The organism is Lysobacter sp. KIS68-7 (assembly GCF_021284745.1).
GTDB lineage: Bacteria > Pseudomonadota > Gammaproteobacteria > Xanthomonadales > Xanthomonadaceae > Noviluteimonas.
In genome coordinates this window covers 1,644,090-1,667,170 of the sequence record NZ_CP089925.1, presented here as the reverse complement: position 1 = coordinate 1,667,170, position 23,081 = coordinate 1,644,090, and the positions used below count along the sequence as shown (strand labels likewise).

The 23,081-nt window shown below is 67.8% G+C and carries 23 protein-coding genes; 6 read left to right on the top strand and 17 right to left on the bottom strand.

The window, feature by feature from the left end:
- Nucleotides 1-117 precede the first annotated feature (117 nt).
- Nucleotides 118-1,461 (bottom strand): formimidoylglutamate deiminase, encoded by a 1,344-nt coding sequence (locus LVB87_RS08020; protein ID WP_232897468.1) that lies wholly within the window; start codon nucleotides 1,459-1,461, stop codon nucleotides 118-120.
- A gap of 59 nt (nucleotides 1,462-1,520) precedes the next feature.
- Between LVB87_RS08020 and hutI the strand changes: the two genes are divergently transcribed.
- Together hutI and LVB87_RS08010 are read left to right on the top strand one after the other, a co-directional pair.
- Nucleotides 1,521-2,747, top strand: coding sequence for an imidazolonepropionase (gene hutI, locus LVB87_RS08015; RefSeq protein WP_232897467.1), 1,227 nt, complete (start codon nucleotides 1,521-1,523; stop codon nucleotides 2,745-2,747).
- A gap of 33 nt (nucleotides 2,748-2,780) precedes the next feature.
- Nucleotides 2,781-3,962, top strand: a complete 1,182-nt coding sequence (locus tag LVB87_RS08010; RefSeq protein WP_232897466.1) for a dipeptidase — start codon at nucleotides 2,781-2,783, stop codon at nucleotides 3,960-3,962.
- Nucleotides 3,963-4,031: 69 nt separating this feature from the next.
- On the opposite strand, the gene LVB87_RS08005 is transcribed toward LVB87_RS08010, so the two are convergent.
- The 4 genes from LVB87_RS08005 to gltX all read right to left on the bottom strand — a co-directional run bounded on the left by LVB87_RS08005 (nucleotide 4,032) and on the right by gltX (nucleotide 6,719).
- Nucleotides 4,032-4,229, bottom strand: a complete 198-nt coding sequence (locus LVB87_RS08005; protein WP_232897465.1) for a 30S ribosomal protein THX — start codon at nucleotides 4,227-4,229, stop codon at nucleotides 4,032-4,034.
- 68 nt (nucleotides 4,230-4,297) lie between these two features.
- Nucleotides 4,298-4,723, bottom strand: coding sequence for a MerC domain-containing protein (locus LVB87_RS08000; protein WP_232897464.1), 426 nt, complete (start codon nucleotides 4,721-4,723; stop codon nucleotides 4,298-4,300).
- 91 nt (nucleotides 4,724-4,814) lie between these two features.
- On the bottom strand, nucleotides 4,815-5,303 hold the full coding sequence (locus tag LVB87_RS07995; protein WP_232897463.1) for a transcriptional repressor: 489 nt from the start codon (nucleotides 5,301-5,303) through the stop codon (nucleotides 4,815-4,817).
- A gap of 9 nt (nucleotides 5,304-5,312) precedes the next feature.
- Nucleotides 5,313-6,719 (bottom strand): glutamate--tRNA ligase, encoded by a 1,407-nt coding sequence (gene gltX, locus LVB87_RS07990; protein WP_232897462.1) that lies wholly within the window; start codon nucleotides 6,717-6,719, stop codon nucleotides 5,313-5,315.
- 66 nt (nucleotides 6,720-6,785) lie between these two features.
- Here gltX and lpxH point away from each other — a divergent pair, with 66 nt between their 5' ends.
- Nucleotides 6,786-7,511 (top strand): UDP-2,3-diacylglucosamine diphosphatase, encoded by a 726-nt coding sequence (gene lpxH, locus LVB87_RS07985; RefSeq protein WP_232897461.1) that lies wholly within the window; start codon nucleotides 6,786-6,788, stop codon nucleotides 7,509-7,511.
- Here lpxH and LVB87_RS07980 read toward each other — a convergent pair whose 3' ends face one another.
- The 8 genes from LVB87_RS07980 to serA form a co-directional block, all read right to left on the bottom strand.
- Entirely contained in the window at nucleotides 7,512-8,042 is a 531-nt protein-coding gene (locus LVB87_RS07980) for a DNA-binding protein (protein ID WP_232897460.1), read from the bottom strand.
- 20 nt (nucleotides 8,043-8,062) lie between these two features.
- Nucleotides 8,063-8,320, bottom strand: a complete 258-nt coding sequence (locus tag LVB87_RS07975; RefSeq protein ID WP_232897459.1) for a hypothetical protein — start codon at nucleotides 8,318-8,320, stop codon at nucleotides 8,063-8,065.
- A gap of 120 nt (nucleotides 8,321-8,440) precedes the next feature.
- The gene (locus LVB87_RS07970; protein WP_232897458.1) at nucleotides 8,441-9,256 is read right to left on the bottom strand and encodes a ferritin-like domain-containing protein; all 816 of its coding nucleotides are present in this window, start codon (nucleotides 9,254-9,256) and stop codon (nucleotides 8,441-8,443) included.
- A gap of 4 nt (nucleotides 9,257-9,260) precedes the next feature.
- Complete coding sequence (gene purF, locus LVB87_RS07965; RefSeq protein WP_232897457.1) at nucleotides 9,261-10,727, bottom strand: amidophosphoribosyltransferase; 1,467 nt, start codon at nucleotides 10,725-10,727, stop codon at nucleotides 9,261-9,263.
- Nucleotides 10,728-10,748: 21 nt separating this feature from the next.
- Nucleotides 10,749-11,807: an SPOR domain-containing protein gene (locus tag LVB87_RS07960; protein WP_232897456.1), complete on the bottom strand. Its 1,059-nt coding sequence runs from the start codon at nucleotides 11,805-11,807 to the stop codon at nucleotides 10,749-10,751.
- A gap of 58 nt (nucleotides 11,808-11,865) precedes the next feature.
- Nucleotides 11,866-13,137, bottom strand: coding sequence for a bifunctional tetrahydrofolate synthase/dihydrofolate synthase (gene folC / locus LVB87_RS07955; RefSeq protein WP_232897455.1), 1,272 nt, complete (start codon nucleotides 13,135-13,137; stop codon nucleotides 11,866-11,868).
- Nucleotides 13,137-13,781, bottom strand: a complete 645-nt coding sequence (locus LVB87_RS07950; protein ID WP_232897454.1) for a histidine phosphatase family protein — start codon at nucleotides 13,779-13,781, stop codon at nucleotides 13,137-13,139. The genes folC and LVB87_RS07950 overlap by 1 nt, the downstream gene beginning before the upstream one ends.
- Nucleotides 13,782-13,784: 3 nt before the next feature.
- The gene (gene serA / locus LVB87_RS07945; RefSeq protein ID WP_232897453.1) at nucleotides 13,785-15,347 is read right to left on the bottom strand and encodes a phosphoglycerate dehydrogenase; all 1,563 of its coding nucleotides are present in this window, start codon (nucleotides 15,345-15,347) and stop codon (nucleotides 13,785-13,787) included.
- 160 nt (nucleotides 15,348-15,507) lie between these two features.
- On the opposite strand from serA, the gene LVB87_RS07940 reads away from it, so the two are divergent.
- On the top strand, nucleotides 15,508-15,906 hold the full coding sequence (locus LVB87_RS07940; protein ID WP_232897452.1) for a DUF3224 domain-containing protein: 399 nt from the start codon (nucleotides 15,508-15,510) through the stop codon (nucleotides 15,904-15,906).
- Here the strand turns inward: LVB87_RS07940 and LVB87_RS07935 are convergent, their stop codons facing one another.
- Nucleotides 15,907-18,051, bottom strand: coding sequence for a S46 family peptidase (locus LVB87_RS07935; protein ID WP_232897451.1), 2,145 nt, complete (start codon nucleotides 18,049-18,051; stop codon nucleotides 15,907-15,909).
- A gap of 88 nt (nucleotides 18,052-18,139) precedes the next feature.
- On the opposite strand from LVB87_RS07935, the gene tdh reads away from it, so the two are divergent.
- Together tdh and kbl are read left to right on the top strand one after the other, a co-directional pair.
- Nucleotides 18,140-19,162: an L-threonine 3-dehydrogenase gene (gene tdh / locus LVB87_RS07930; RefSeq protein ID WP_232900513.1), complete on the top strand. Its 1,023-nt coding sequence runs from the start codon at nucleotides 18,140-18,142 to the stop codon at nucleotides 19,160-19,162.
- A 4-nt stretch (nucleotides 19,163-19,166) separates the two neighbouring features.
- On the top strand, nucleotides 19,167-20,366 hold the full coding sequence (kbl, locus tag LVB87_RS07925; protein ID WP_232897450.1) for a glycine C-acetyltransferase: 1,200 nt from the start codon (nucleotides 19,167-19,169) through the stop codon (nucleotides 20,364-20,366).
- 7 nt (nucleotides 20,367-20,373) lie between these two features.
- Here the strand turns inward: kbl and LVB87_RS07920 are convergent, their stop codons facing one another.
- The 3 genes from LVB87_RS07920 to LVB87_RS07910 form a co-directional block, all read right to left on the bottom strand.
- A complete protein-coding gene (locus LVB87_RS07920; protein ID WP_343223425.1) occupies nucleotides 20,374-21,102 on the bottom strand; it encodes a pseudouridine synthase in 729 nt (242 codons plus the stop codon).
- Nucleotides 21,102-21,692 carry a hypothetical protein gene (locus tag LVB87_RS07915; RefSeq protein ID WP_232897449.1) on the bottom strand — a complete coding sequence of 197 codons (591 nt, stop codon included), beginning with the start codon at nucleotides 21,690-21,692 and terminating at the stop codon, nucleotides 21,102-21,104. The genes LVB87_RS07920 and LVB87_RS07915 overlap by 1 nt, the downstream gene beginning before the upstream one ends.
- 166 nt (nucleotides 21,693-21,858) lie before the next feature.
- Nucleotides 21,859-22,968: an OmpA family protein gene (locus LVB87_RS07910; protein WP_232897448.1), complete on the bottom strand. Its 1,110-nt coding sequence runs from the start codon at nucleotides 22,966-22,968 to the stop codon at nucleotides 21,859-21,861.
- Nucleotides 22,969-23,081 lie beyond the last annotated feature (113 nt).

Sequence of the window (23,081 nt, the reverse complement as noted above, 5' to 3'; positions counted from 1 at the left end):
GACCTCACGCACCCATCGATGAACCTCGCGCACTCATCGATGGACTCCACGCACCCATCGGAGGCCCTCGCGCACTCTCCGGAAGATCGCGCCCACTCTCAGGAAAGCTTGGCGCAATCAAGCCAGCAACGTGCGCATTGCACCCGCGAACCCGGCCGCGATCTCCTCGCGCCTGCGATGCCGCCCCGAGCGCACCACCTCCACCCCACCTACATGCACGTCCCGCACCGCCGGCCGATTGCCGTTGAACAACCAACGATCCACCGTATCGTCCGGCGCGCTCCCCACGAACTGCGGCGCATCGCGATCGAGCACCAACCAATCCGCGCACGCACCGGCGTAGAAGCAGCCGACCGCATGACCGGTCGAGGCTTCCCCATCCGCCAAAACATCGTGCAGCAACGATTCGCCGACACTCGTCGTCGTGCTGCCGACTGCGATGTTCCGATGCCGCGTGACGAGGCGCTGCCCGTACTCCAGCCAGCGCAGTTCTTCCACGGGCGAAATCGACACATGCGAATCCGACCCGATGCCCCACGCGCCGCCCGCTTCCAGGAACGCGCGTAGCGGAAACAACCCGTCGCCGAGGTTGGCTTCCGTCGTCGGGCAAATCGCAACGGTCGCGCCGCTCTGCGCAATTCCGCGAATCTCCGCCTTCTCAAGGTGCGTCGCATGCACCAACGTCCAGTCGCGATTGACATCCGCATTCGCAAGCAACCACTCGACAGGCCGCGCATTGCGCAGCGCCAGGCAATCCGCCACCTCGCCCACCTGTTCCGCGATATGGATATGGATCGGCGTGCCACTCGGCATCGACGCCAGCACATTGCGCATCGCATCCGGCGGCACCGCACGCAGGCTGTGCAGTGCAATGCCCACGCGCAGCATGTCGTCCTGTTCCGCGCGCAGGAGGTCGAACAAGCGCAGGAACGCATCCACCTCGTGCCCGAATCGCCGCTGGCGCTCGTTCAACGGACGCCCGTCGAAGCCGCTGCTCATGTAGAGGACCGGCAGCAGCGTCAGTCGGATCCCCGTATCGCGCGCCGCCGCAATCAACGCACGCGACATCGCAGCCGGATCGCTGTAGGGCCGCCCATCCGGCGCGTGGTGCAGGTAATGGAACTCGCAGACCGTCGTGTACCCGGCTTCCAGCATCTCGGCGTAAAGCTGCGAAGCCACCGCATGCAACGTGTCCGGATCGAAGCGCCCCGCAAACCGATACATCGTGTCGCGCCAGGTCCAGAAGGAGTCTTCCGGATTCGTCTGCCGCTCGGCCAAGCCGGCCATCGCGCGCTGGAAGGCGTGCGAGTGCAGGTTGGCGATGCCGGGCAGGACCCAGGCCGAGCCTTCGCTGGGCTGCACGCGTTCGCATTCGACGATGCGCCCGGCGTCGTGGGTGAAGCCGGCATCGATGCGCCAGCCGTCGGGGGTCCAGAGACGTTCCGCGTGGAGGGTCTGCATGGGGGGCATTCTCGCCCCCCCGCTCCCGCTCCGACAAATCACCCCTACAATCGGGCTTCATGCCTGCCCACCCCGCTCCGTTCGATGGCCTGCTGCTCGGTGTGTCGCTCGCGACGCTCGAGGGCACGGAAGGCTATGGCGAGATCGCCGACGCGGCGTTGGGTTGGCGCGATGGGGTCTTCACCTTCGTCGGTCCGCGTTCGGCCTTGCCGGGCCCGCCAGCGGCGATCGCGAACGAGGTGATCGAAACGCAGGGTTGGGTCACGCCGGCACTGGTCGATTGCCATACGCACCTGGTGTTCGCGGGCGACCGCGCGCGCGAGTTCGAACTGCGCCTGCAGGGCGCGACCTACGAGGAGATCGCACGCGCAGGCGGCGGGATCATTTCGTCGGTGCGCGCCACGCGTGCGGCGAGCGAAGCCGAACTACTCGAAGCCTCCCTGCCCCGCGCACGCGCGCTGCTGGCCGATGGCGTGGGCACGATCGAGATCAAATCCGGTTACGGCCTCGACCTCGACACCGAACGCCGCATGTTGCGCGTGGCGCGGCGGATCGGCGAGGCCCTGGGCGTCACCGTGCGGACGACTTACCTCGCGGCGCACGCCTTGCCGCCGGAGTTCGCAGGCAACGCGGATGGATATGTCGATGCGCTATGCGAATGGATGCCGCAGCTGGCGTCCGAAGGATTGATCGATGCAGTCGACGCCTTCTGCGAAGGCATCGGCTTCTCCCCTGCGCAGACGCGACGCGTGTTCGAAACGGCGCGCGCGCTCCAACTCCCCGTAAAGCTGCACGCCGATCAGCTGAGCGACCTCGGTGGCGGCGGCATCGCCGCGGAGTTCGGTGGCCTGTCCGCCGACCACGTCGAACACACCAACCTCGACAGCGTGCGCGCGATGGCCGAACACGGCACGGTCGCGGTGCTGCTGCCCGGCGCCTTCCATGTGCTGCGCGACACCAAGCTGCCGCCGATCGACGCCTTCCGCGAACACGGCGTGCCGATGGCGGTGGCGACCGACTGCAATCCCGGCACTTCGCCGCTGCAGTCGCTGCGCCAGGCCATGCAGCTGGCCTGCACCCACTTCCGCCTCACGCCCGTCGAAGCGCTGCGCGGCGCCACCGTCAACGGCGCGCGCGCCCTCGGCCTGCAGGACCGTGGCGTGCTGCGCACCGGCATGCGCGCGGACTTCGTACGCTGGCGCGTCCAGCACCCCTCCGAGCTGTGCTACTGGCTCGGGGGCCAACTCGTCGATGCCGTCCACGTGGGCGGCGCACGTCTCGTCTGACCGCTGTTGAACTTGAACCAAGGGGAATTTTTGATGCGTCGAATCTTTGCCTTCACCCTCCTCTCGCTGTGCATCGCCGGCTCGCTGCATGCAGCCGACGCGACGGACGCGGCGCGAAAACTCGCACAGGACGCGATCATCGTCGACACGCACATCGATGCGCCGGAAAACCTCGAGTCGAAGTGGAACGACCTGGGGATCCTCGTGCCGGAACGCGAATTCGACTACCCGCGTGCGCGCGAGGGCGGGCTCGACGTCGCGTGGATGTCGATCTACACCTCCGCGGAAGAAGACGACAAGGGCACCGCGTGGCAGATCGCGAATTCGCAGATCGACCATGTCGAGGCGCTGGTGGAGCGCCATCCGGACAAGTTCGCGCTGCTGCGTTCGCCGCAGGACGTGGACAAGCTGCGCGCCGGCAACAAGGTGCTGCTGCCGCTCGGCATGGAGAACGGTGCGCCGATCGGCGATGACCTCTCGAAGCTCAAGTTCTTCTTCGACCGCGGCGTGCGTTACATCACGCTGGCGCACGGCGGCAACAACCGCATCGCCGATTCCTCGTACCAGGCGACGGGCAAGTGGGGCGGGTTGAGCCCGTTCGGCGAGCAGGTCGTGAAGGAAATGAATCGCCTGGGCATCATCGTCGACGTCTCGCACATCTCCGACGACGCCGTGCGCGATGTCCTGCGCATCACGGACGTGCCGGTGATCGCAAGCCACTCGGGCATGCGCCACTTCACGCCCGAGTTCAACCGCAACATGCCCGACGACATCGCCAAGGCGGTCGCGAAGGAAGGCGGCGTGATCCAGCTCGCCTTCGGCACGGCGTTCCTCGATCGCAACCAGGCGCGCGAGACGGCCGAGCGCCGCCAGACGCTGGAGAAGATGAAGCAGGAGGGCAAGTCGGAGGCCGAGATGGATGCCTACTCGAAGGCGTTCAGCGCCGCGCATCCGGCACCGGTGATGCACACCGACGCGGTACTCGACCAGATCGACTATGCGGTGAAGCTGGTGGGCATCGACCACGTGGGCATCGGTTCGGACTTCGATGGCGTGGACGGCGAACTGCCGGTCGAACTGAAGTCTGTGGCGGACTATCCGAACCTCGTCGCGGGCCTGCAGGCGCGCGGCTACAAGGAGGCGGACATCCGCAAGATCCTCGGCGGCAACCTGCTGCGCGTGTGGACCGAGATCGAGAAGCGCGCCGAGCACTGACGCGCGTTCGACAGGCAACAAAAAAGCCCCGCTCTCGCGGGGCTTTTCTTATCGCGCGGCGCGGAAGGATTACTCCTTCGAGGCAGCCTTCTTCGCGACGGCCTTCTTCGCCGGCGCCTTCGCGGCCGGGGCCGACTTGGTCGCGGCCTTCTTCACCACCGGACCCTTCGGGGTACCGGCCGCCTTGGCCACGACGTTCGGACGCGCGTTGCCATAGCTGGCGTTGTAGCGCTTGCCCTTGGCGGTCTTGCGGTCGCCCTTGCCCATGTGCGTTTGCTCCTGATCTTGTGCGGAAACTGCGCGCCCGTGCGCGCGAGGCCGCAAAGACTAGCAGATCACTGGGCGCAGCTGGCGTTGTGGGCGCAGTTGGCGTTGTGGATGTGGACCAGGCGCAGGTTGGCGAAGTGCGCGAGCCCGACCAGCGTGCCGCCGAGGGTCATCGTGATGGCGTGCGGTACGAGCGCATGGTGCAGGGGCCCGAAGAGATTGCCGAGCCAGAGCGCGGCCAGGCCGGGAAGCAGCAGGCCCAGCGCGCGAACCTCCCCATGGCGGCGATAGCCCCACACCACGCTGAAGAGGCCAAGCAGGGTCGCAAAGATCACGAAGCCGCGTTCGAAGCCCTCGCCCAGCCACGAGGCGACGCCGAGCGCCGGCAGGGTCGCGATGGCCACCGGCAGCAGCGCGCAATGCACCGCGCACACCAGCGAACCGGTGGCGCCGAGGCGATCGAGCAGGTGGTGCGAGCGTTGGGCGGGCGACATCCGGGGGATTCGGGGGCGCGGGGCAGCGGTTGGAACAATATAACATTGCCCGTCAAGCCGCCATCACGCCTCTCCCTGCCCCTTCAGCCCCTCAAGCGGCCTTGGCGGCGCAATCCGCACAAACGCCGTGCACTTCGAGCGTCTGCGCCTGCGGCGCGAAACCGAGGGCGCGCGCGGAGGCATCGAGCGCGGAGACGATCGAGTCGTCCTCCAACTCAGTCGCCGAATGGCAGCGGTCGCAGATGAGGAACGGCACCGCATGCATTTCGCCACCCGGGTGGTGGCAACCGACGTAGGCGTTGATCGACGAGAGCTTGTGCACGAACCCGTGCTCGAGCAGGAAATCGAGCGCGCGATACACGGTGGGCGGTGCGGCGCCTTCATGCGTCGCCTTCATCTTGTCGAGCAGTTCGTAGGCCTTCATCGGCCGGCCCGCATCGGCGATCAGCCGCAGCGCAGTCGCGCGCAGCGGCGTGAGGTTCAGGCCGCGCTTCTCGCATGCACGCTCCACCTGGTGCACGTACGCGTCGGCGTCGTGCACGTGGTGCTTGGGATCGGTGCAGGGGGAATGGTGGCCCATGCGCTCGATTTAGGCCTCGGCAGGCACTTTTGCAAGGGCGGCGTCGATGCGGCGCAGCGCTTCGTCGCGGCCGGCCAGGTACACCGTGTGCGAGATGTCGGGGCTGACCTGCGTGCCGGTGATGGCCACGCGCATCGGCTGCGCGACCTTGCCCATGCCGATGCCGAGCGCTTCGGCGGTGGCGTGCAGCGCCTGGCTCACGGTGTCGGCGGTCCACTGCGGCAACGCGGCGAGGCGTTCGCGCGCATCGGCGAGCGGCGCGCGGGCGGCAGTGTTGAGGTGCTTGGCGACGGCGGCTTCGTCGTATTCCGTGAGCGGGCCGAACCAAACGGCGGCGCGCTCGGCCATGTCCTTCAGCGTCTGCACGCGGTCGCGCATGGCGATGACGATGTCGGCGGGCGCGGGGCCTTTCGCCAGGTCGTAACCGGCAGCGCGCAGGTGGAATTCCAGGTGCTTGCCGACTTCGGCCGGATCGTCCGACTTCAGGTACTGCTGGTTGAGCCAACCGAGCTTTGCGGAGTCCAGGCGCGAGGCCTTCGAATTGACCTCGTTCAGCGAGAACAGTTGCTTGAGTTCGGGGATCGAGAAGATTTCCTGGTCGCCGTGCGACCAGCCCAGGCGCGCGAGGTAGTTCAGCAGTGCGTGCGGCAGGTAGCCGGCATCGCGGTACTGCATGACGTCCGCCGCGCCCGTGCGCTTGGACAGCTTGGCGCCCTGCTCGTCCAGGATCATCGGCATGTGCGCGAAGTGCGGCACCGGCTTGCCCAGCGCGCGATAGATGTTGATCTGCCGCGGCGTGTTGTTGACGTGGTCGTCGCCGCGCACGACGTCGCTGATTTCCATGTCCACGTCGTCCACGACGACCGCGAAGTTGTAGGTCGGGTAACCGTCGCTGCGGAAGATCACGAGGTCGTCGAGCTCGCTGTTGGCGATCTCGATGCGGCCCTTGATCTTGTCGTCCCACACGACGGTGCCGTCGAGCGGATTCCTGAAGCGGATCACGCGGTTCGGATCATCGCGGTGGCCGGCGTTCTTGTCGCGGTACGCGCCGTTGTAACGCGGCTTCTCGTTCGCGGCCATCGCGGCTTCGCGCATCGCCTCGAGCTCTTCCTTCGTCTCGTAGGCGTAATACGCCGTGCCGTCCTTGACCATCTGCTCGGCGACTTCGCGATAGCGGTCGATGCGCTGGGTCTGGTAGATCGGGCCCTCGTCGTAGTCCAGGCCGAGCCACGCCATCGCCTCCAGGATCGCGTCGATCGCACCCTGCGTGCTGCGCTCGCGGTCGGTGTCTTCGATGCGCAGGATGAACTTGCCGTCGTGGCGGCGTGCTTCCAGCCAGCAGTACAGCGCGGCGCGCGCGCCGCCGATGTGCAGGTAACCGGTGGGGCTCGGGGCAAAACGGGTGCGGACGGCCATGGGGGCGTTGCCATCGGGGGCGGAAAAGACGGGCGATTTTACGCCCCCGGCCGGTAGAATGCCGCGATGCCTACGTTGTTCATTTCCGACCTCCACCTCGACGCCGAGCGGCCCGCGATCACCGAACTCTTCGGCCATTTCCTGGCCGACGAGGCCCGTGGCGCCGACGCGCTCTACATCCTCGGCGACCTGTTCGAGGCCTGGGTGGGCGACGACGATCCCTCCGAGGTCGGCGCCTTCGTCGCCGATCGCATTGCGGCGCTTGCAGCGGCCGGTACGCCGACGTTCTTCATCCGCGGCAATCGCGACTTCCTGCTCGGCGAGGACTACGCACGCCGCGCGCGAATGCGCATTCTTCCCGACCCCGCGGTCGTCGTGCTCGAAGGCGAGCCGGCGATCCTGATGCACGGCGACACCTTGTGCACGGACGACAAGGCCTACCAGGCATTCCGCGCGCAGACGCGCGATCCGAAGTGGCAGGCGCAGTTCCTTTCGCAGCCCTTGCCGGCGCGCCTTGCGTTCGCGCACCAGGCGCGTGCGGCGAGCAAGGCGCACCAATCCGGGCTGAAGCAGGAAGGCCTGATGGAAGCGATCACCGACGTGGCCCCTGCGACGGTGGACGCCACCATGGCGCGCTTCGGCATTCCGCGCCTGATCCACGGACACACGCATCGGCCAAGGGTGCATGACGAAGCGCACGGCAAGCGCATCGTGCTGGGCGATTGGTACGAACAGGGATCGGTGCTGCGCGTGGACCGCGACGGCGCGCGGCTTGCCGCGCTGACGGCCTGATCAGGCGAACAGCGGCACGAGTTCCTTCGGCAAGGCCGCGCCCGGCAGGCGACGCGTTTCCTTCGCGATGTTCAGCACCATGTTGGTTTTCGCGATGTCCAGCAGCACGCCATCGACGGGGCGCTGCTGATGGTCCTGCAGCCAGGTGAGCACGCTGGCGAGATGCCACAGCGAAGGCGTGCCCTCGTGCACGGCCAGCGGGAACGTGGCGATGTTGCTGAGCATCAGCTTGCGCATGTTCTGGCGCGTGAAGCCCGCGATGTCCGCCAAGTCGCTCAGGCCGACGAAATCCGGCGAGGCTTCGATGAGTTCGGCACCCGGGATCGCCTGCTTGACGTCGCGCACGGCCGACGCGATGGCGGCCCATGCGGATTTTGATTCGCGTGCGAACACCAGCGCGATTCGACCGCGTTGGCCGAGACCCACGGTGGCATCGTCGCAGCCGGACGCCGCCAGCGCCTCCAGATGCTGGTCGGGATCCGCGGCCGGGTCGGACAGCCGGAACTTCAGGGTGAACTCGTATTCGCGCATCTTGGATGGTCTCCTGCCGATCAAACGCCCTTGCCGATTCGTTCGTGCGCGCAGTTGTCCACCACGCGCCTGAGCTGCCTGCCATGGATGCCGGGATTCTTCGGCGTGCTCCAGATCCCGGTGATGCAAAACTCGCCGCAGCGGCACGCGGCATCGTCGTAAGGGCAGAGCATGCGGCCCCACGCGTGTGCGCCACCGACCTGGATGCGCCATCCGTGCGATTCGGCATGGCGAATCGCCGACTCCACCTCGGGTTTCGGATGCCGCTTCCTTGCCATGTCGGGCTCCGCGCAGGCTAGAGGGTGGTGTCGTGGTTGTCAAGTGACAACCGCGACGACCGATGCGACATCCTCGCCTTTCGCTGCCCGCCCGGGTATCGGGGAATTCCGAATGACGCGCTAGCTGCGCGATTGCATGTCGAGCTGCTGCAACGCCGCGAGCTCTTCCTCGTCGAAGCCCGCCGCACTGCGCGCTTCCAGGTTGAACGGCCCGTGCAACACCGGCCGCGCGTACGCTCCGAGCAGCTCGCGGAACTTCGCACGGGGCTCGATGCCCTGCAGCGCGCAGCACCACCGATACCACCGCGATCCCGCCGCGACATGCCCCACTTCCTCGCGCAGGATGACCTCGAGGATGTCGGCCGTCGCGTCGTCGCCCAGCGACCGCAGCTTCACGATCATGCCCGGCGTGACATCGAGCCCGCGCGCTTCGAGCACGCGCGGCACCAACGCCATGCGCGCCAACGCATCGTGCGCGGTCTTCTCCGCCATTTCCCACAAACCGTTGTGCGCGTCGAAGTCGCCGTAGTCGTGGCCGAATTCGCGCAGGCGCGTGCGCAGCATCGCGAAGTGGCGTGCTTCATCGGACGCCACGCCGATCCAGTCCGCGTAATACGCCGGCGGGAAATGGCGGAAGCGATACACCGCATCCCACGCCAGGTCGATCGCGTTGAACTCGATGTGCGCCACGGCGTGGATGAAGGCCGCGCGCCCCTCGAGCGTGCCGAAACCACGGCGCGGCAATTCGCGCGGATGCACCAGGCGCGGGCGCTCCGGGCGGCCCGGCATGCGAATGGGTTCGGGCTCGCGATCGTCTTCCAGCAGCGCGAATGCACCGTCTGCGAAGGCCTTCGCCGCCTCCGCGGTGCGTGCGAGTTTGTCGTCCGGCGTCGCCGCATCGAGGCACGCGCGTGCCGCGTCGAACAGCGAGGCCATGGCGTCAGGCGCGGCGCTTTTTCTTCGCCTCGTCCGAGCGCAGCTGCCGGATGCGTTCGAAGTAATCCGGCTCAATGCCCGTGACGTATTCGCCGCTGAAGCAGGAGCTGTCGAACTTGCGCCCCGGGTGCTTCGGGCCGGCGACCGCGACTTCCAGGTCCTTCAGGTCCTGGTAGATCAGCCAGTCGCATCCGAGCATCTGTTCGATCTCGGCTTCGGTGTGGCCGTGCGCGACGAGTTCTTCCGACGACGGCATGTCGATGCCGTAGATGTTCGGGTAACGCACCGGCGGTGCCGCGGATGCGAGGTACACCTTGTTGGCGCCGGCCTCGCGCGCCATCTGCACGATCTGGCGCGAGGTGGTGCCGCGCACGATCGAGTCGTCCACCAGCAGTACGTTGCGGCCGCGGAATTCCAGCGGAATCGGATTGAGCTTGCGCTTCACCGATTTCACGCGCTCGCCCTGCCCCGGCATGATGAAGGTGCGGCCGACGTAACGGTTCTTGATGAAGCCCTCGCGGTACTTCACGCCCAGCACGTTGGCAATTTCCAGCGCGGAGTCGCGCGAGGTGTCGGGGATCGGGATGACCACGTCGATGTCGTGGTTCGGGCGCAGGCGCAGGATCTTCTCGCCGAGCGTCACGCCCATGCGCATGCGCGCCTTGTGCACCGAGATGTCATCGATCATCGAGTCGGGGCGCGCGAAGTACACGTACTCGAAAATGCAGGGCGCGAAGTCGGTCTTCTCCGCGCACAGCTGCGTGTGCAGCTCGCCGCGCGCAGTGACCACGACGGCTTCGCCCGGCGCGACGTCGCGCATGCGTTCGAAGCCGAGCACGTCGAGCGCGACGGATTCGGACGCGACGGCGTATTCGTTGCCCTGCGCCGTCGTGCGGCGGCCGAGCACCAGCGGGCGGATGCCGTGCGGATCGCGGAACGCCACCAGGCCCAGGCCGAGCACCGTGCAGACGACGGCGTAGCCGCCCTTCGCGCGGCGGTTCACGCCTTCGACGGCGCGGAACACCGCCTCAGGCGTCAGCGCCTTCTGCGTGTCGAGCTCGTGCGCGAACACGTTGAGCAGCACTTCCGAATCGGATTCGGTGTTGACGTTGCGACGGTCCTCTTCGAACACCTCGCGGCGCAGTGCGTCGGTGTTGATCAGGTTGCCGTTGTGCGCCAGCGCGATGCCGTAGGGCGAATTGACGTAGAACGGCTGCGCTTCGTCGTCGCCTTCCGAACCGGCGGTGGGATAGCGGCAGTGCGCGATGCCCACGCGCCCTTCGAGCGAGCGCATCGCTTCTTCGTCGAACACGTCGCGCACCAGGCCGTTGCCCTTGTGCACGCGCAGCTTGCCGCGGTCGGCGGTGGCGATGCCGGCCGCGTCCTGGCCACGGTGCTGCAGGACGGTCAGGCCGTCGTACAGCGCAGCGGCGACTTCAGTGGTTCCGACGATTCCGACGATGCCGCACATGGATTGGGGGGTTCCTGCTGCTTAGGGATGCGGGCGGACGACGCCGTCCAGCCCGACCTTGGACTTGACCTGCGCCTTCAATTGGTCCGCTTCGGCGCGATTCAACACGGGACCCACGCGCACGCGAGTGAGGGTGCCCTTGTCGGTGTTCACGACTTCGGTGAAGGCGCTGAAACCGGCGGCGCGCAGGCGATCGCGCAGCGCGTTGGCATCGGCGGCCTTGCTGAAGGCGGCAAGCTGGACGGCGAACCCGGTGCCGGACGCGGCCGGCGTCGAGGCCGGCTTGGAAGCGGCCGTGGCGACCGTCACGGGCTTGGGCTCGGCGGCTTTCGCAACGACCGTGGTGCCGGGCTTGGCCTGCGTGGGCTTCGCCACCTCTGCCGGTGCCGCGGGCTCGGCGTCCAGGGCCACGACCTGCGCCTTGACGTCATCGCGCACGTGGGCGGCCTTCAGGCGCGCGGATTCGGCTTCGGCGCGTGTCGCGTAAGGACCGATGCGCACGCGCTGCATCGCCTTGCCGTTGACCGTGGCGCCTTCGCGCTTGGCGGACAGGCCCGAGGTGCGCAGCGAGGCCACCAGCTTGTCGGCAGCCGCGGCGGTGGAATAACTGCCGAAGTTCACGACGTAGTTGCCGCCGGCGGTGGGCGCCGGAAGCATCTGCGCGGGCGCGGACTTCGTCGTATCGGGGAGTGCGGCGGTCGCGACGGTGGTGTCGCGCAGCGGCTTGGAGGCGATGGTGGTGGCGGGCGCGGGTTGCGCGCTCGCGGTCGCTGCGAGGTCCGCGGCGTCGGGATTGGCGAGTGCAGGATCGGCGCTCACCTGGGTCGTCGCTGCGGCGACGGGCGCGGTGGCCGGCGTCGCGTCCATGCCGAGCGCGCCGTCGGCGGGCGTCGCTTCCGGGGCCACGAGCGGGAGGTCGCGCGTTTCGAATTCGCCCTGCGGCGGGCGCGGTGCATCGAGGGGAACGTCGGCGATGCCACTTTCCGGCGCCGGGCCCTGGATCAACATGGGCAGGAAGATGATGGCGAGCGCGACCAGCACGGCCGCGCCGACGAGGCGCTGTTTCAGGGCGGGTTCCATCGAGGGCGGTTGGACCTGCGACCGGCGACGTTGCCGGGCGCAATTATAGACCGCTGCCTCAGCGGGCTTCTGAACCCAAGGCCGTGATCGCCGCCGCAACCGTAAAAAACGAACCGAACACGAGGACGCGATCGCCGGCCTTGCCTGCCTTGCGCGCGGCCTGGAGCGCCTCGGCGACGGTCGCATGGCGGGTGCCGGTGGCGGCGGGCGTGTCCCGCAGGCGGTCGGCGAAGGCCTCGACCGTCGTGCCGCGCGGGCCCGCGTCCGCGAGTCCGGCGAGGATCCACGCGTCGATGCGCGGGGCGAGCGCCTCCACCACGCCGGCCACATCCTTGTCGCCCAGCGCCGCATAGATCGCCACGGTCCGGCCCGATGCGGGCGATGCGGCGAGCCAGTCCGCCAGGGCGCGCGCGGCCTGCGGGTTGTGTCCGACGTCGACGAGGATCTCGACCCCGTCGCGTTCGAAGCGCTGCAGGCGCCCCGGCACATGCGCCGAAGCGATGCCCTCCGCGATCGCCTCCCGTGACATCGGGATGTCGAGCGCGCGCAGCGTCGCGATCGCGATCGCCGCGTTGCGCATCTGCACGGGCGCGGCGAGTGCGGGCATCGGCAGGTCGACGGCGTAATTCACTTCGCGCCAGCGCCAACCGCCATCGTCGCTCGCTTCGAAGAAGAAATCGCAGTTCGCGCGCACGGCCGAAGCGCCGATGCGGTAGGCGTACCCGAGCACGCTCGAGGGCGGATCGTCGTCGCCGATCACCAGCGGCTTCCATGCACGCGCGATGCCGGCCTTCTCCTTGCCGATCGTTTCGCGGTCCTCGCCGAGCCAGTCCTGGTGGTCCAGGTCGACGGTGGTGATCACCGCGACATCGGCATCGACGATGTTCACCGCATCCAGGCGGCCGCCGAGGCCGACTTCGAGGATCGCGAGATCGAGCCGCTCGCGTTCGAACAGCCACAGCGCGGCGAGCGTGCCGTACTCGAAATAGGTGAGCGACGTGTCACCGCGCGCGGCCTCGACCGCATCGAAGGCTTCGACGAGTGGCGCGTCGTCGATGTCGCGCCCGTCGATGCGCACGCGTTCGTTGTAGCGCAGCAGGTGCGGCGAGGTGTACGTGCCGACGCGCAGGCCGGAGGCGCGCGCGATCGATTCCAGGAAGGCGACCGTCGAGCCCTTGCCGTTCGTGCCGCCCACGACGATGGAACGCTCCGCTGGCGCAACGAGGCCCATGCTTTCAGCCACCGCGCGCACGCGATCGAGGCCGAGTTCGATCGACTTCGGATGCTGGCGCTCGATGTACGCCAGCCACTCGGAAAGCGAACGCGCCATCACAACGCCCGGTGCACGGCTTCGCCGAACAATGCCGTGGTGTGGCTCGCGTCGTTCATGCGCACGACGTCCAGGTGCTCGACGTCGGGACCTTCGAGCAGGTTGAGCGTGGTCGGCGCCTGGCGGAAGGTCCACAGGCGCGCGAGCGGCAGGCCGAGCACCTTGCACAGCAGGACGCGATTGACCGCGTCGTGGGCGACGACGAGCAGCGTGTCGTGTTCGCCGAGGCCTTCGGCGGCGCGCGCGAGCGCGGGCCATGCGCGGTCGAACACGTGCTGCAGCGATTCGCCTTCGGGCATCAGCACCTCATGCGGTGCGTGGCGCCAGGCGTGGAGTCGATCCGGATCGCGTTCGCGGATCTCCGCGGCGAGCAAGCCTTCCCAGGTGCCGTGCGCGATTTCCATCAGGCCCGCGTCGGTGGTCAGACGTGCGAGGCGGTCGTCGCCGAGGGCGAGTTCGGCGGTGCGCAGTGCGCGCTTGAGCGGCGAGGCGACCGCCTTGTCGATGTGCACGTGGCGCAGGCGTTCGCCGAGTGCGCGCGCCTGTGATTCGCCGACTTCGGAGAGCGGAATGTCTTCCTGGCCCTGGTAGCGGCCTTCGGCGTTCCATGCGGTTTCGCCATGGCGGGCGAGCAGGATCTTCATGCGTCAGACCTGTTGCAGCGAAAGCACGCCGGGCGTGGCGCGCAGGGTGGACAGTTGTGCTTCGTCGAGCGGTTGGTCGACGGTGATGGCCGCGCGCGCCTGGCCATCGCCCGACGCACCGAGTGCGAAGTTCACGATGTTGATGCCCGCCGCGCCGAGTTGCGAGCCGACGGTGCCGATCATGCCCGGCCGGTCTTCGTTGCGCAGGAGCAGCACATGCGCCTGCGGGTCGAATTCGATCTCCACGCCGTCCAGGCGCACGACGCGCGGGCCGCGGTGCAGGGTCGCTTCGATCTCGCGCGTGCGCGTGTCGCTTTCCACGCGGATGCGCAGCAGGCGGTCGAAACCGTCGCCGTCGCCGCCGATGGTTTCGGCCACGATGAGTCCGCGCGACGCCGCCTGCTGCAACGCATTCACCGGGGTGACGCGACCGGAATGCGTCCCGAGCAGCGCGGCCACCAGCAGTCGCGTCAGCGGGCGCGTATCGAGCGCGTCGGTGCGGCCTGCGTACGTGACCTCCAGGCGCGTGGGCGCGGGCACCAGGCGCGCGGCGAGGCGGCCCAGCGCGGACATCAGCGGCATCCACGGGCCGACTTCGCGCGCGGCCTCCGCGGTGAGCGGCGGCAGGTTCACGCAGCCGGCGACGGCGCCGGTGGCGACGAAGTCGATGACCTGCCGCGCGAGGATCGTGCTGACCGCTTGCTGCGCTTCGCTCGTCGACGCGCCGAGGTGCGGCGTGAGGATGAGCTTGGGATGCGGACGCAGCGGCGAATCCGCGGGCAGCGGCTCGGTCGCGAACGTGTCGAGTGCGGCGCCGCCGAGATGGCCTTCGTCGAGCAGGCGCAGCAACGCGGCTTCGTCGACGAGTCCGCCGCGCGCGGCATTGATGAGATACGCACCGGGCTTCATCGCACGCAGGCGCGCCTCGGACAACAGATGGGTCGTTTCCTTCGTGCGCGGGATGTGCAGGGTGACGATGTCGGCCCAGGCGAGCAGTTCGTCGAGCGTCTTCAGCGGCACGCTGCCCTTGCCCGCGGCCGAAGGCGGAAGGAAGGGATCGTAGGCAGCGACTTCCATGCCGATGCCCTGCGCCTTGCGCGCGACGGTGCCGCCGATGCGCCCGAGGCCGATGACGCCGAGCTTCTTGCCTTCGAGTTCGAAGCCGGTGAGGCCGGCCTTGGGCCACTGCCCCGCTTTCATGCCGGCATCGGCGCGCGGGATGTGGCGGGCGAGCGCGAACAGCAGCGAGAGCGCGTGTTCGGCGGCGGCGAGCGTGTTGCCGTCGGGGGCGTTCATCACCGCGATGCCCTTGGCCGTCGCGGCGTCGACGTCGATCGTGTCCACGCCGGCGCCGGCGCGGCCGATCACCCGCAGGCGTCGCGCGCCTTCGAGCGCGGATGCGGGGACCTGGGTCGCGGAGCGGACCAGCAAGGCATCGGCGTCCGCGATCGCGGCGGCGAGCTCGTCGGGGTCCTTGATGGGGTCGGAGATGGCCACGTCCCAGCCTGCAAGGCGGAACAACTGGAGACCGTCTTCATGGATGCCATCGCACGCCAGCACTTTCATCCGCACGCTCCGAGGTTCGGGAAGGGAGCGCGGAAAAACCAACACCAGCCGGCGAGCGGAAAGATTGGATCTGTCTTGCGGTCGGGAAACGGGGCCGGCTGGCATGGGAATCCGCGACGCAACGAGCCTAACATGCCGCTCCCTCCACGGAGCAAGCACGATGGCCCAGCAGGCGAAAGGGAAGTTCGAAGTCAAGCGCAGCGCGGAACCGGCGGTCGACCTGGGCGACGGCGTGGAGGGCGGGCATTTCCGCTTCGACAAGACGTTCGAGGGGCCGCTGACGGCCACCAGCGTCGTGCACATGCTCGCCGTGATGACGGCCGTGCCGGGTTCCGGCGGCTACGTTGCGATCGAACGCGTGAACGCCACGCTCGAAGGGCGCAGCGGCACGTTCTTCTTCCAGCATTCGGGGCTGATGGAACGCGGTGCGCCGAAGCTCGACCTGGTCGTGGTGCCCGATTCGGGCACCGACGGACTCACCGGCCTGGCCGGGCGCATGGCCATCGACATCGTCGACGGCCAGCACTACTACACCTTCGACTACGCGTTGCCGGCCTGATTACTCGGCCGGCAGCTGCATTTCCTTGAGCAGGTGCGGCGCCGGATACACCTTGGCGAGCAGCCAGCGCAGGTAACGCATGTCGACGTGGATCGCGCGCTTGTAACGCGGGTCGTACATCCAGCTTGCGCTGACCGCTTCCCAGTTGCTGTCGAAGTTCAGGCCGATGAGCTTGCCGTCGGCGTCGAGCACGGGCGAACCGGAGTTGCCGCCGGTCGTGTCGAGGTTCGTCATCAGATCGACCGTCTGCGTCTTCAGCACCGGATCGGCGGTGGTGCCGAAGTCGCCCTTCGCGATCGCGTCGCGCAGCGGCTTGGGCGCATCGAACGGACGCACGCCGGTGTGCTTTTCGAGGATGCCCTGCACGGTGGTGAGCGGGCGGTAGTCGATGCCATCGCGCGGCGACATCGGCGAGATGCGGCCGTAGCTCACGCGCAGCGTCGAGTTGGCATCCGGATACACCGCGTGGCCCTGCGACTTGCTGTACGCCGACAGCGCACGCATGTAGGCCGGGCGCAGGCGCAGCAGGTCGCCTTCGCGCTGCTTGGTCTCGTCTTCGATGCGCAGGTAGGCCGGCGTCAGGGTCTTCGCCGCGACCAGCATCGGATCCGGATCGTTGGCCGGCTGCGCGTCCTTCTGCATCAGCGAGGTGCGCACGGCTTCGTCGCCGAGCTTGGTGCCGGCATAGAGCGCGTCGAGCTTCGCGGTCATCTGCTCCTTCGTCGCGCCGAACACGCTGTCGAATTCCGGCAGGTGCTGCGCGGCCGGAAGCGCCATGTACTGCGCCAGCAGGTTGGCCAGGATCGCCTTCTCGACCGCGGGCGAGTAACGACGCTGCACCTGCTTGAGCTGCCCGGCGATCAGCGTTTCGTCGCGGAGCTGGTAACCGGCTTCGCGTTCCGGGTCGGGCTTGGCGCGTTCGATCGCCAGGCGCTGCACGGTAAGCGCGGCGCGCAGCAACTGCGTCTGCGAACGGATCGCGCCGACGAGCTGGTCGCGGTCGCGCGTGGCCATGGCTTGCTTGAGCAACGCCTGCGCGGCGTCGATGTCGGTGCGCGTGGCGGCGGCGGCGGGCTGCTTCGCAAGCCAGGCGAGCAGTTGCGCTTCCTCGTCGTTGCGCACATTCACGGCGTCGCTGCGGCGCAGGCCGTCGAGTTCGCCCTGCGCGCGCTTGAGGTTGTTCTTCAGGCTCTGCACCTGCGAGGCGTAGGCCACCTTCGCATTCGCGTCCGGCGCGGCGCTGGATTCGATGGTCTTGATCACGCCGTCGAACAGCGCGATGCGCGAAGGCAGCTGCCATTCGATCTGGTTGCCGAACTCCGAGGCCATGCGATGGCGGAAGGTCACGCCCGGATAGCCGGCGAGCATCGCGAAGTCGCCGTCCTTCACATGGCGCGTGGAGACCTGCAGGTGTGCGGGCGGCGCGTAGGGCACGTTGTCCGGCGAATAGTCGGCGGGCTTGCCGTCCTTGCCGACGTAGGCGCGCAGCAGCGTGAAATCGCCGGAGTGGCGCGGCCACACGAAGTTGTCGACCTCGTCGCCGTAGTTGCCGATCTCGTCCGGCGGTGCGTAGACGAGGCGGATGTCGCGCAGTTCGAGCTGCCTGATCAGGTAGAAGTCGGTGCCGTAATCCATGTTGGCGACGCTGCAGCGATAGCCGGCCTCGCGTTCGCACTCGGCCACCGCGGCCTTGGTCGCGGCGTCGACGGCGTCGTAGTACGCCCTGCCCTGCTTGCCGCGCGCGTTGGCGAGGATGCGGTCGGTGATGCGGTCGAAGCCGGTGGTGACCAGCACGCGGTAGTCGGGATTCGCCGGGAGCTCGGAAGCGCGGTCGGCGGCGATGAAGCCGTTGGCGATCAGGTCGCGATCGGGCTTCGAGTTGTACTGGATGACGCCGAACGCGACGTGGTGGTTGGTGAGCACCAGGCCGTCCTTCGAGACGAAGGCGCCGGTCGCGCCGCCGACCTTCACGACCGCGCTCATCGGGGGCTTGGTCAGGTCGGCCAGGTCGGACGGGTTGCCCTTGAAGCCCGCGGCGCGCAGCTGGGCGGCGATGTCGGGCAACTGCGAGGGCATCCACATGCCTTCGTCGGCGCGCGCGTTCGCACAAAGCAGGAGGGAGGCCGCCAGGAGGGTTCGACGCATGGGCAACGGGTCCGGTCTTCGCAAGGCCCGCGAGTATAATTGCCGCCCTCTTCCGCACCACTTACCGGGCGCACAGAACATGACGATGATGAAGGCGCTGGTGAAGCGCGAAGCGGGCAAGGGCATCTGGATGGAACAGGTCCCCGTGCCGACGCCGGGCCCCAACGAGGTCCTGATCCGCCTGGAAAAGACCGCCATCTGCGGCACCGACCTGCACATCTACCTGTGGGACGAGTGGAGCCAGCGCACGATCAAGCCGGGCCTGGTGATCGGCCACGAGTTCGTCGGCCGCATCGTCGACCTCGGCCCCGGCGTGACGGGATACAAGGTCGGCCAGCGCGTGTCGGCCGAGGGCCACATCGTCTGCGGCCATTGCCGCAACTGCCGCGCCGGCCGCCAGCACCTGTGCCCGAACACCGTCGGCATCGGCGTCAACCGCGACGGCGCGTTCGCCGAATTCATCGTCATGCCGGCCAGCAACCTGTGGCCGATCCCGGACCAGATCCCGAGCGAGCTCGCGGCATTCTTCGATCCCTACGGCAACGCCGCGCACTGCGCGCTGGAGTTCGACGTCGTGGGCGAAGACGTGCTGATCACCGGCGCGGGCCCCATCGGCATCATCGCGGCGGGCATCTGCAAGCACATCGGCGCACGCAACGTGGTGGTCACCGACGTCAACGACTACCGCCTGAAGCTCGCCGCCGACATGGGCGCCACGCGCGTGGTGAACGTCACCAACACCTCGCTCAAGGACGTGATGGCCGACCTGCACATGGAAGGCTTCGACGTGGGCCTGGAGATGAGCGGCAACCCGCGCGCGTTCAACGACATGCTCGATTGCATGTACCACGGCGGCAAGATCGCGATGCTCGGCATCATGCCGAAGGGCGCGGGCGCCGACTGGGACAAGATCATCTTCAAGGGCCTCACGCTCCACGGCATCTACGGCCGTCGCATGTACGAGACCTGGTACAAGATGACGCAGCTGGTGCAGGGCGGTTTCCCGCTCGGCAAGGTGCTCACGCACCAGTTGCCGATCGATTCGTTCCAGGAAGGCTTCGACCTGATGGAATCGGGCAAGGCCGGCAAGGTCGTGCTCTCCTGGAACTGACGCCATGAACGACACCAGCCTGACCTCGCGCTATTCGCAGACGCTCGACGAGATCCGCGACGCGGGCCTGTTCAAGTCCGAGCGCATCATCACCAGCCCGCAGTCGGCGGAGATCAAGCTCGCCGACGGCCGCACGGTGCTGAACTTCTGCGCGAACAACTACCTCGGCCTGGCCGACCATCCCGACGTGATCGCGGCGGCGAAGGACGCGCTCGACACGCACGGCTTCGGCATGGCGAGCGTGCGCTTCATCTGCGGCACGCAGGACCTGCACAAGCAGCTCGAGAAGACCATCGCGGACTTCTTCGGCACGGAGGACACGATCCTCTATGCCGCATGCTTCGATGCCAATGGCGGCTTGTTCGAACCGCTGCTGGACGAGAACGACGCGATCATCTCCGACGCGCTCAACCACGCCTCGATCATCGACGGCGTGCGCCTGTGCAAGGCCAAGCGCTATCGCTACGCCAACTCCGACATGGCGGACCTGGAGAAACAGCTCCAGCAGGCCAAGGCCGACGGCGCGCGCACGATCATGATCACCTCCGACGGCGTGTTCTCGATGGACGGCTTCATCGCGCCGCTCGACGAGATCACCGCGCTCGCGAAGAAGTACGGCGCGCTCGTGCACATCGACGAATGCCACGCCACCGGTTTCCTCGGGAAGACGGGCCGCGGCTCGGCCGAGGTGAAGGGCGTGATGGACAAGATCGACATCTTCACTGGCACGCTCGGCAAGGCGATGGGCGGTGCACTCGGCGGCTTCACGACGGCCAAGCGCGAAGTCATCGAACTGCTGCGCCAGCGTTCCCGCCCCTACCTGTTCTCCAACTCGCTGCCGCCGCACGTGGTGGCCGCGGGGATCAAGGCGTTCGAGATGCTGTCGTCCGCGGGCGAGCTGCGGGAGCGGCTGGCCGACAACACGCGCCATTTCCGCGAGGAGATGACCAAGGCGGGATTCGACATCAAGCCGGGCGTGCATCCCATCGCGCCCGTGATGCTCTACGACGCACCGCTGGCGCAGAAGTTCGCGCAGCGCCTGCTCGAGGAAGGCATCTATGCGATCGGGTTCTTCTTCCCGGTCGTGCCGAAGGGCCAGGCGCGCATCCGCACGCAGATGAGCGCGGCGCATACGCGCGAACACCTGGACCGTGCCATCGATGCGTTCGTGCGCATCGGCAAGGAACTGGGCGTGGTGAAGTAAACCGGGGTCAGCCGCCGAGCGCGGCGACCTCGTCGTCGGTCAGGGCGCGCCACGCGCCCTTGGCCAGGGCGCCGAGTTCCAGGGGGCCGATCGCCACGCGCACCAGGCGCAGCACGTCGATGTCCAGGGCCGCGAGCATGCGGCGGATCTGTCGGTTGCGCCCCTCGTCCAGCACGATGTCGAGCCATGCCGTGCGTTCGCCGCTGCGCAGCACGCTGGCGGATTTCGCGTGGAAGCGCTCGCCCTCGATCTCCAGGCCCGCTTGCAGCGTCGCGAGCATGGCCGCATCGGGCAGGCGATCGACCTGCACGTGGTAACGCTTGTCCGGGCCGGTCCCAGGGTCGGTGATGCGTGCGGCCCAGGCCGGATCGTTGGAAAACAGCAGCAGGCCTTCGCTCGCCTTGTCCAGGCGCCCGACCGGTGCGACCCAGGGCAGGCCTGCGCCATCGAAGCAGCGATACACGGTGTCGCGGTCGCGTTCATCGCGCGCGGTGGTGACCAGGCCGCGCGGCTTGTTGAGCATCAGGTGCAGGCGTTGCGTCGGTGCATCGATGTCGCGCCCGTCGACGGCGATGCGGTGGCGCCCGGCCACCGTCGGGAATTCAGGATCGCGCACGATGCGCCCGTCGACGCTCACGCGCCCGGCGCGGATCCATTCGGTGGCTTGCGTGCGCGAGCACACCCCGCGCTTGGACAACGCGCGGGCGAGGCCGTGGCGGGGCGTGGCGCCGGCGATTACTTGCTGCCGTCGGGCTTCTTCGGCGTCTCGGTGGTCGCAGGCTGCGTGCCGGGAGGCGCGCCGGCGGGCGTTGCGGCAGGCGTTGCCGCCGCTGCAGGTGCCGTGCCGTTGCCTTTGGCCACGCGCACGCCGCGCGCCTTCATCCACTGGTCGAATTCTTCGGCGGTCATGCGCTTGCCGTTCTGGTTCATGTCGAACCGCCACGGCGTGTTGTCGAACTGCGTCTGCGGCTTGTAGGTCGCCGCATCGATGATGGTGCCGCCCGCGGGCGCCGCACCCGGCGCAGCCGCCGGAGCCGCGCCAGGCGACGGTGCAGGCAGCGCATTGGCGACGCTGCGGCAACCTTCGAGCCTGAGGCGGAACAGGACGTTGTCGATCGCCTGCGTCTCGTCGAACGCCTGCGCGAGCACGCCGGTGGGCGCGCCGAGCTGGTGGCTCGGTGCAGTGAGTTCGGGCGCGAGGGCGGGGAGCACCGTGGGATTCACGGGCAGCGCGTTGGGCGTGCCAAGCATCGAGCAGTTGGAGGATTGCGCTTGCGCAACGCCCGCCAACATCAACAAGGTCACCGCAGTCAGCATGCGCTTCATTGTTCGTTCCTCCCTCATGTGCGCCGGAGTGTAGGCACGCCTGCACCTTGCGAACAACCGAAGCGCATCACAGCTTGCCGTGAATGTGCGAACGGAGCGCACAAAAGAAAAAGCCCGGCGCGAGGCCGGGCTTCTTCGTGTTACGTGGAACGAACTACCGTCGAGCTTAGTTCTGGACGTTCAGCTCGGTGCGGCGGTTGCGCGCACGGCCTTCCGGATTGTCCGAACCGTCTTCGTTGGTGTTCGGCGCGATCGGACGGCTCTCGCCGTAGCCAACCGGACCGACCAGGCGACCGGCGTCGACGCCGTTGCTGGTCAGGTAGTCGTACACCGCCTTGGCGCGACGCTCCGACAGCTTCTGGTTGTACTCGTCGGTACCCTTGGAATCGGTGTGACCGGCGACTTCAACCTTCAGGTCGGGGTAGCGCTTCAGGATTTCGGTGGCTTCACCGAGGATCTGGATCGCGTCCGGACGCAGCGTCGACTTGTCGAAGTCGAAGTTGACGCCCTTCAGGTCGATCGTGACCGGGACCGGGCAGCCGTCCGGACCGATGGTCTGGCCAGCCTGCGAGCCGGGGCACTTGTCGTCGCAGTTGTTCACGCCGTCGCCGTCGTCGTCCATGTCGGCGCACGACGGGGCCGCCGGAGCCGGGGCAACCGGGGCAGCCGGTTCCGGGCCGAGGGCCACGGTCAGGCCGACCGAGGCGAGCAGGTCGGTGAAGTAGTCCTGCTGGTCCTGCGGCGGACGGGCCTGCTCGCTGTCGAAGTCGACGCGGGTGCCGACTTCCGTGCGGAGGTCGACGCGACCGAAGTCGAACTGCAGGCCGGCGCCGAGGTTCAGGGCGACGTTGTTGTCCGAATGCTGCGCCGGGAAGCCACCGTTCGGGGTGCCATAAGCCGGATCACGAACGAACTCTTCCTCGTGACGCTGCCAGCCCAGGCCCATGCGGACATACGGCCACCACTTGGCGTCCGCGTGACGGAAGTGGTAACGGGCGTCAGCCGACACGCCGTACTGGCTCCACCACAGGTTCGGGTTGGAGGACTTGTCCGGGTTCTGGTAGTTGAATTCGGCGTCGACCGACCAGTTCGGGGTGAAGAACTTGCCAACGCCGAGGGTCGCGAAGATCGCGTCTTCGGTGTGGCGGTCGTTGTCCTGGAAGTTCACGCCGGTGGAACCCGAGACGTACCAACGGTCGTCGAAGTCCTGCGCGGCAGCAGCCTGCGCGACGCCCATGCCTGCCAGCAGCGCAGCGCAGAGGAGTTTCTTGTTCATGTTCAGCTCCTTGATCAGGGTAAAGAAACTTAACGCTTTTTCATTTCGTTCAGACGGCCGCATGTCCGACACGGCTTCAGGCTCAACCTATGACGGGCCGCATGAAGGCCTTG